The following is an 8460-nucleotide window of genomic DNA, read 5'->3' as shown; positions in this document are numbered from 1 at the left end:
CGATTTGGTTAAGCGCTTTGCTCAACCGAGGCCGCGCATTCTACGCTTTCCTCTAAGTCTGTCAAGCGTTTATTTTGAAGTTTTTTCCGAGAAACCCGTTCAACTTCAACCGCTTAACTCGCTGCGATCTCTCGTAGCGGGAGGCGAATCATACAGCGTTAAAACTTGCTGTCAACTGCCTTTTTCACCGCTGCCGATCAGAAGATCGAAGCCCTTCCGATACCACCTGAAGCGTTCAACTCGTTGATTCTCAAGGAGTTTTGCGTTTCGACTGCGTCGGAAGTGGGGCGCATTATAAGGGGATTCGAAACCCCGTCAACACTTATTTTTAAGAAAACTGCATAAAGAGTCCTCTCAGCGTGTCACAACATCGCGTTCGATCACCCTGCCCCGCTCACGAACCGGTCGCGGCTGCCACCAATTCTGCCCCTCGTGCGGCGAATCCAGGCTGACCCGCTCCCCCATTTGGGGCGTGCACAATCGCACCTGCGCTTGCGAAGCCAATGCCACAATGCGATCGAATGGCTCCTGCCACCCGTGGATGGACAAATCAAAGGTGCCGTTATGGATCGGCAGCAACCAGCGCCCACGCAGGTCCAAGTGGGCCTGCAAGCTCTGCTCCGGCTGCATGTGCACATTGGGCCAGGCCAGGTTGTAGGCCCCCGTTTCGATCAAGGTCAGGTCGAATGGCCCATAGCGCTCGCCAATCTGGCGCAAGCCATCGAAGTATCCTGTGTCACCACTGAAGAACAGCCGCAACTCTTCGTCCATGACCACCCAAGATGCCCACAGCCTGCGATTGCTGTCGAACAGACCACGTCCTGAAAAGTGCTGCGCGGGGGTTGCCACCAGGCGAACCCCCTCGATCTCGGTTTCCTGCCACCAATCCAGCTGGCGCACCTTGGCTGCAGGTACCCCCCAGCTGATCAACAGCTCGCCCACCCCAAGCGGAGCCAGAAACAACCCGGTACGTGGCGCCAGCTGACGAATCGTCTGCTCGTCGAGGTGATCGAAGTGATCATGGGAAAGTATCACCGCAGTCAACGGCGGCAGCTCTTGCAGGCTCAGTGGTGGAGCATGGAAACGCAATGGTCCTGCCCATTGCACGGGCGAGGCGCGCTCGGCGAACACCGGATCGGTAATAAAGAAGCGTCCACGCAGCTTGAGCAGTACCGTCGAATGCCCCAGGCGCCAGAGGCTGTGGTCCGGCGCATCGAGCACCTGCTGACGGGTCATGGGCTGCAGGCTGATGGGCGCTGCCGGGCGCGTGCCGGGAGGCTTGCGCAGGAACAGGTACTTCAAGCCAATGCGCAGTTTTTTCAGAGCGCCATCCTGGGGCAGGATAGCCTGATTATGGAAACGCCCATCCCGATATGGCGCCGGCTCGCCAGCGGTAGAGTCCAGAGGCAGCATGAGCAGTAACACTCCGATCAAGAGCAAGGCGTTCATGTTACCCCACAGTGATTGACTCAACCGTGAATTGGCTTCCAAGGCCATTTTTCATCGATGAATTATTGTTGAACAATATTCATGCGACTTATGCGATAAACGGTGTTCCACAACAGAACAACTGCCATGAACGATAACAATAGCGGCAAAGGGCTCTCATTCGTCAGGCGTATCTACTTACCGCGAATCATCGGCCTGGGCATTGGCATGTTCAGTGTCATGGCCGCCCTCGCCCCTTTAAAGCCTGCGACCTGGCTTTGGGCATTGCTTCTGTTCAACGGACTGGCTTGGCCACATCTGGCTTATTTATGGGCCCGGCGCAGCGCCACGCCCTACATGGCCGAACAACGCAACCTGCTGCTGGATTCGCTGATGGGTGGTTTCTGGACGGCAGCGTTTCACTTCAACCCGCTGCCCAGCGTGACCATCTTGTCGATGATGACGATGAACAACGTCGCCGCCGGCGGCAAACGGCTGGTCTGGCGTGGGATGCTGGCGCAACTGGCGGGGATGCTACTGGCCGTGCTGGGGCTCGATCCTGGCCTGCAACTGCTTGCCACACCCCTTCAGGTCTACGCCTGCCTGCCGATGCTGACGCTCTACCCCTTGGCGCTGGGTTGGGTGTGCTACCGACTGGCGATCAAGCTGGCCGAACACAAGCGTCGCCTGAGCGATCTGAGCCGCACCGACAGCTTGACCAGCCTGCTCAACCACGGATCCTGGAAGGACCTGCTACAGCTCAGGTTCCAGGCTTGCCGTCAGCATCAGGCCAGCGCCGTGATTGCCCTGATCGATATCGATCACTTCAAGACCATCAACGACACCTTCGGCCATGTGGTCGGTGACTGCGTCCTGCGCCAACTGAGCCAAGAACTCAAGCGAACCCTGCGCGAGCACGACCTGGCGGGGCGCTATGGGGGCGATGAGTTCTGCGTAATCCTGCCAGACACCGACCAGGCCCAGGCCTGCCATGCCATGGAGCGCCTGCGCGAGTGCGTCGGCGCGTACCGCAACCCACAACTGCCAGCACTGCGCATCACCCTGAGCATTGGCCTGGCGCCCTTCACGGCCGACCTCAAGTCCCCCGAACGGTGGCTGGAGGAAGCAGACAAAGCCCTCTACGCCGCCAAGCGTCAAGGTCGTGATCAAGTGAATTTTGCCCAGGACGGGGCTGCCACACTCAAGCTGGCCTATCCTGACTGAACCTGCCCCAGGCCGCCGCGCACCAGGGATGCAGTTCATCAAGGAGCTCTCGCGCATGGACAGGCATGTCGACTCTTCGCCCAGCAGCCCTGCGCCACGTTTGCAGGCTCGTCGACTGATCTTTGGTTTTTCCCTGCTATTCATTCTTGCGGCGCTAGTCACCCTGGGCGCGCTGTTCAACATTGCCCGGATTCTCGATCACCAGGAGCAGGAGCGCAGCACCTTCCAGGCTACCCAGGCCTTGGAGCAACGGCTGCAGGCCTCGCGTCAGTTCCTGTCCAGCTATGCAGGATGGGATGCCGCCTACCAGCACCTGACGGGTAAGGTCGACTGGCAATGGGCCTATGAGGAAAAGAACGTCGGCGACTCGCTTTACACCGCCAGTGGTTATGAAGGCGTCTTTGTGGTCGAAGACCAGCGCACCACCTATGCCTTGTTCAAGGGCAAGCCCACCGAATCACCGGCCAGCACCTTCATCGATGTCCCCTTGGCGCGGCTCATCACCGAGGCCCGCGAGGCTGCCCCAGCTCGAGAGCAGGTCACCCACTTCGTATTGCTCAATGGCTCACCGGCCGTGCTCAGTGCCGCCGCCGTACGCCCGGACAAAGACGTCGTACCAGGCGAGGTGGCCGATGCGCCGGTGATGCTGTTCGTCGACGAACTGACCGCACCGAAGCTGGCCCAGTTCGGCAAAGGCGCAGGCCTGACTGACCTGCGCCTGGAGAAGAGCGCGACCGACGCCCGGGGGCAACCTCGCATCACCCTGGGCGACACCGGCTATAGCCTGGCCTAGAACAGCCCGCAACCAGGCCGACAATTGCTCTGGGCAGTACTTCCGCCTCTATTAGGGGCATTGCTGGTATTGGGCCTGGTGATGCTCTACCTGTTTCGCCAAGTACTGCAGGGGTCGCGCGCGGTCGAACTCAGCCTGCAACGCCTGCAGCAGAGCAACCAGGCGCTGGAGGCCAGCGAGCAGCGTTTTCGCGCCGTCGCCGAGGCGGCGTCCGACTGGATCTGGGAAACCGACTGCCAGCAGCGCCTGACCTACCTTTCTCAACGCTTCGTCCGGGTCACCGGCTACCGCGCCGAAGACTGGCTTGGCCAGCCGCTGAACCAACTGCTGGCCTGCGACACCACCCCCCTGAGCGCGTGGCTCGACAGCCAGACGCAGGTCGACCCACAGCAGTTGGCCAATCTGCGTTGCGCCTATCGGGACCCCAACGGCCAGAACCGCTATTGCCGGGTCTCGGCCCGGCCGATCCTGTTCGATGGCAAGCACTGTGGTTTTCGTGGCACCGCCAGCGACATCACCGACGAAGTAGACGCCCATGCGCGAATCCAACACCTGTCGATGCACGATGCTCTCACCGGCCTTGCCAATCGCAACAAACTCGCCCGCCATCTGGAACAGGCTCTGCTGCGTGGCAGCGACGCACCGCCACTGACCCTGCTGCTGCTGGATCTGGACAACTTCAAGCCAATCAACGACGCCCTTGGCCACGCCGCTGGCGACGCCGTGTTGCAGGAAGTCGCCGCGCGCCTGCGCGACACCACCCGCGAAGGAGACCTGGTGGCACGCCTGGGTGGAGATGAGTTCGTGCTGGTACTCAGCGGACTGGACAACCACAGTGAAGTCGATCGCTTCTGTGCCCGCCTGATCGATCTGCTGCAGCAACCCATTACCTTCGAAGACCAGCCACTGCACATCGGCGCCAGCCTCGGCATTGCCCAGAGTCGCGCCCAGGGCTTCGATGCCGGGGAGCTGATCCGCTGCGCCGACATCGCCCTGTACCAGGCCAAAGCCGAGGGCAAGCACACCTGGCGTTACTTCAGCCCACAGATGAATCAGCAGATCCAGTATCGCCGGCAATTGGAGAGCGACCTGCGCCGCGCCCTGAAGCACGAAGAGTTCGTGCTCCACTACCAACCGCGCTATCGCCTGAAGGACCTTCAGATCGTTTCGGTCGAAGCCCTGCTGCGCTGGCAGCATCCACAGGAGGGACTGCTCGGCCCGGATACCTTCATTCCCCTGGCCGAACAAAGCGACCTCATTGTCGCCCTCGGCCGATGGGTGCTGCACGAGGCCTGCCAAAGCGCACGAAACTGGCCACAGGATCTGCTGATTTCGGTCAACCTTTCTCCGGCCCAGTTTTCACGCAGCAACGTGGTCGCGGATGTGCGCGAGATCCTTTTGCAAACGGGTTTCCCGGCCCAACGCCTGGAGCTGGAAATCACCGAAAACGTCATGCTCAACGACATCGAGGGCGCCCTGGGCACCATGCTCGACCTCAAGGAACTCGGCGTGCGCCTGAACATGGACGATTTCGGCACGGGGTATTCCTCCCTGGGCTACCTGCGGACCTACCCTTTCGACAGCATCAAGATCGACAAACGTTTCATCGCGGGCCTGGGCAATCCAAGCGGCAGCGACCGCGCCGTGGTCCAGGCAATCATCAACCTGGGCAGGGCCATGGGCCTGGATGTGACCGCCGAAGGGGTCGAGACCGAGCAACAGCTCAAGTTGTTGGCCAAGGACCATTGTGACGAAGTTCAGGGCTATTACCTGAGCCGGCCGCTGGATCGTCAGCATTTCGAGGCCTTGCTCAAAGCGCGCGGCGATCAGCGCGGCGCGCTCTGAGTCTTGCATTCAACGCAAGCGGCGCTCGGCGACGATTTCCGGAAGGTCCCTGCGACGCAGGTAGATGCGCAGCGGCTCGCCGATGTTCAGACGATCATCCACATGCTGGGCCAGCAGCAGCGCCAGACGTTCGCGACACAGGGCCATGCGTGTGCCCTGCTGGTGGCGCCAGACGAATTCGCTGCAGGGGGTGATGCTTTCGTCGGCCACATCCATGCCAAAGGCGTCTTCGCTAAAGCGCACGATATGGGTGCCGCGCTTGCCATGGAACCCGACGAAGCCGGTGAGCTGGTCGGCGGCATTGCAGATATCCAGCGATGTGATGGTCATACGTACCTCGCAATTGATCTCGAAAGGACGCACGCCGGGCGGGAGCGGCCGCCTCTTCTCGGGCAACGCGCAGGGCCAGCCTAGCGCATGTGGCAGACCGTTCGCCAAGTTTTTCCATGCCTCACCGATCGGCTCGCTAGACAGACCTTCCCAGTGCCGCAAGCATCAATGCCCGTCCGCGGGTGGATCGACCTGGGACGTCAGTAGCTGGGCCAACCAGTTCATGAACGCCTGGACCCGACGGGGTACGTGGCGCTGCCGGGCGTACAGCAACGACACCGGCATGGCCTGGGCCTGAAAGCCCTCCAGCACCGAGACCAGCGCGCCACGGTGCAGGTGATCGACGACGCCTACCGCTGGCACCTGGATCAATCCCAGACCTGCCAGGCAGGCCGCCGAGTAGGCCTCGACGTTGTTGACGGTCACGACACCGGCCATGGCCTGAAGGTGTACCTGTCCGTTGCGCTCGTATTCGAACCCTGGGCTGCGCGCGCCAAGCGTGCCGACGTAATGGATCAGTCGATGCGCGGCCAGATCCTCCAGGCTGTGCGGCTCACCGTGACGCGCCAGGTACGCGGGGCTCACACAATTGCGCATGCTCAGTTGACCGACCGGCCGCGCCACCACGTCCAGGTCACTCAGCGCGCCAATCCGCAGTACGCAATCGAAGCCTTCGCGCAGCAGATCGACCCGGCGGTCGGTGCAACTGATCTCCACCTCCAGGCGTGGGTAGCGATCCAAAAATCCAGGCAATGCCGGGATGATGACCTGCCGGGCCATCATGGTCGGCAAATCGATGCGCAAGCGTCCCGCCAGATCAGCCTCATCGCTGCGAAACAGGCTCTCGATCTCCTCCATGCCCGACAGCAGATTCTTGCTGCGCTCATACAGCAGCATGCCGTCCTGGGTGGCCTGGACGCGTCGGGTGGTGCGGTTGAAGAGCCGGGTCCCCAGCAGATGCTCAAGTGCCCGGACTTGCTCTGACACCGTTGATCTCGGCAACCCCAGGCTGTCGCCGGCCAGGGTGAAACTGGACAGTTCACTGACCCTGACGAAGGTGCGCAGCAGTTCCAGCTTGTTCATGGAAAGGTCGCTCATTGTCCAGAATGTTCGAACAGTATTTCCATAAACGCCGGATTTATCACCTCTGTACAGACCAATAACCTGCCACCACAGCCATCAACGAGGTAACCGACATGACCCGCAAACTCGCTCTGATCACCGGTGCCAGCCGAGGCCTAGGCAAGAACGCCGCCGAACACTTGGCCGCACGTGGCATCGACATCATCGGCACCTATCACAGCAAAGCCGACGAAGCCCAAGCGGTCGCTCGTCAACTGGAGCAGTCCGGGGTGAAGGCCGCCATGCTGCAACTGGATGTGAGTGACAGCGCCCGTTTCGCGACCTTCGCCGAACGTGTGAGCCACACGCTGCAGCACCACTTTGGCCGGGAGCGTTTTGACTTTCTGGTGAACAATGCCGGGATCGGCCTGAACGTGCCATTCACCGAAACCAGCGAGGCCCAATTCGACCAGTTGCTGAACATCCAGCTCAAAGGGCCGTTCTTCCTGACCCAGCGTCTGCTGCCGCTGCTGGCCGATGGAGGGCGCATCGTCAATATCTCCACCGGGCTGACCCGCTTCGCCTTGCCAGGCTATGCCGCCTACGCGGCCATGAAAGGTGCGATGGAGGTGCTGACCCGTTATCAGGCCAAGGAGCTCGGTGCCCGGGGCATCCGTGTGAACATCCTGGCCCCCGGCGCGATCGAGACTGACTTTGGCGGTGGCGTGGTCCGTGACAACCAACAGGTCAATGATTTCATTGCCGGTAACACCGCCCTGGGCCGGGTCGGCCTGCCCGATGACATCGGCGCGGCGATTGCCCTGCTGCTCGAAGACGGCAATGGCTGGATCACCGGCCAGCGGCTGGAAGTGTCCGGCGGTATGTTCCTCTGAGCCGGGCGCTCAGCGCTGTGCCTGTTCTTCATGAACCTGCACGCTGGCCGTCATGCCCGCGCTCAGGTTCATGCCCTCCGGGATCTGGTCCAGACGAATGCGCACCGGGATCCGCTGGGCCAGCCTCACCCAGTTGAAAGTCGGCTCGACCTCCGGCAGCAGTTGGCTGTCAGGGTTGCTGTTGCTGTCGGTGATGCCGCGGCTGATGCTCTCCACGTGTCCGTCCATCGACTCACCCGCGCCCATCAGCCAAACCTTGACCGGGTCGCCCACACGAATGCGCGGCAGCTTGGTCTCCTCGAAATAGGCCTGGATATAAAAGGTCGAGTCGTCCACCAAGGCCATCACCGATTGCCCGGTATTGACGTAGTTGCCCTGGGCCAGGCGCAGATTGGTGATGTGCCCGCTGCGCGGCGCGCGCACCTCGCTGCGGTCCAGGTTGATCTTGGCCACCTGCAACTGCGCCTGCGCTTCGTGCAGTTCACCACGGGCGATCGCCGCGTTGATCTGGGCGTTCTCGCGCAGCTCGGCGCTGATGGCCTCCGGACCGAGCGCCGTGCGACGTGCCGCCTCGCGCTCGCGCAGGCGCAACTGCTGGGCACGGGTCTCGGCCACGGCACTGGCCTGATCGTAGGCGGCCTGGAAGCGCTCACGATCGATGCTCATGAGCATATCGCCCGCCTTGACCTGCTGATTATCGTGGACCTTCAGCTCACGCACCCAGCCGGAGACGTCCGGGGCGATGACCACCACATCGGCGCGTACCCGCGCATCCCGTGTCCAGGGGGTGAGCATGTAGTACTGCCACAGGTGGTAACCGGCAAACACCGCCAGCGCCACCACACACAAGGTGACCAGGGTACGTACGGCTGTACGCATGGACTT

The 8460-nt window shown here is 61.7% G+C and carries 6 protein-coding genes and 1 pseudogene; 3 read left to right on the top strand and 4 right to left on the bottom strand.

Annotated elements, in window-relative coordinates:
• Nucleotides 1-354: 354 nt before the first annotated feature.
• Nucleotides 355-1449 (bottom strand): MBL fold metallo-hydrolase, encoded by a 1095-nt coding sequence (locus ACNFCH_RS01920; RefSeq protein WP_337157719.1) that lies wholly within the window; start codon nt 1447-1449, stop codon nt 355-357.
• Between the two features lie 126 nt (nt 1450-1575).
• On the opposite strand from ACNFCH_RS01920, the gene ACNFCH_RS01915 reads away from it, so the two are divergent.
• Nucleotides 1576-2652 carry a diguanylate cyclase gene (locus ACNFCH_RS01915; protein WP_416742148.1) on the top strand — a complete coding sequence of 359 codons (1077 nt, stop codon included), beginning with the start codon at nt 1576-1578 and terminating at the stop codon, nt 2650-2652.
• Between the two features lie 55 nt (nt 2653-2707).
• A pseudogene (locus ACNFCH_RS01910) lies at nt 2708-5290 on the top strand (EAL domain-containing protein).
• Between the two features lie 9 nt (nt 5291-5299).
• Here ACNFCH_RS01910 and ACNFCH_RS01905 read toward each other — a convergent pair.
• Nucleotides 5300-5620 carry a DUF2025 family protein gene (locus ACNFCH_RS01905; protein ID WP_416742147.1) on the bottom strand — a complete coding sequence of 107 codons (321 nt, stop codon included), beginning with the start codon at nt 5618-5620 and terminating at the stop codon, nt 5300-5302.
• A gap of 165 nt (nt 5621-5785) precedes the next feature.
• On the bottom strand, nt 5786-6703 hold the full coding sequence (locus ACNFCH_RS01900) for a LysR substrate-binding domain-containing protein (RefSeq protein WP_416742146.1): 918 nt from the start codon (nt 6701-6703) through the stop codon (nt 5786-5788).
• A 113-nt stretch (nt 6704-6816) separates the two neighbouring features.
• Between ACNFCH_RS01900 and ACNFCH_RS01895 the strand changes: the two genes are divergently transcribed.
• Complete coding sequence (locus tag ACNFCH_RS01895; RefSeq protein ID WP_337157723.1) at nt 6817-7575, top strand: SDR family NAD(P)-dependent oxidoreductase; 759 nt, start codon at nt 6817-6819, stop codon at nt 7573-7575.
• Between the two features lie 9 nt (nt 7576-7584).
• On the opposite strand, the gene ACNFCH_RS01890 is transcribed toward ACNFCH_RS01895, so the two are convergent.
• Entirely contained in the window at nt 7585-8454 is an 870-nt protein-coding gene (locus ACNFCH_RS01890; protein ID WP_337157724.1) for an HlyD family secretion protein, read from the bottom strand.
• Nucleotides 8455-8460: the final 6 nt, after the last annotated feature.

It is taken from the genome of Pseudomonas sp. NY15354 (assembly GCF_048068075.1).
GTDB classification, from domain to species: domain Bacteria; phylum Pseudomonadota; class Gammaproteobacteria; order Pseudomonadales; family Pseudomonadaceae; genus Aquipseudomonas; species Aquipseudomonas guariconensis_C.
Note: the sequence above shows the minus strand (reverse complement) of the source record. Positions and strands in the feature narration are given on the sequence as shown.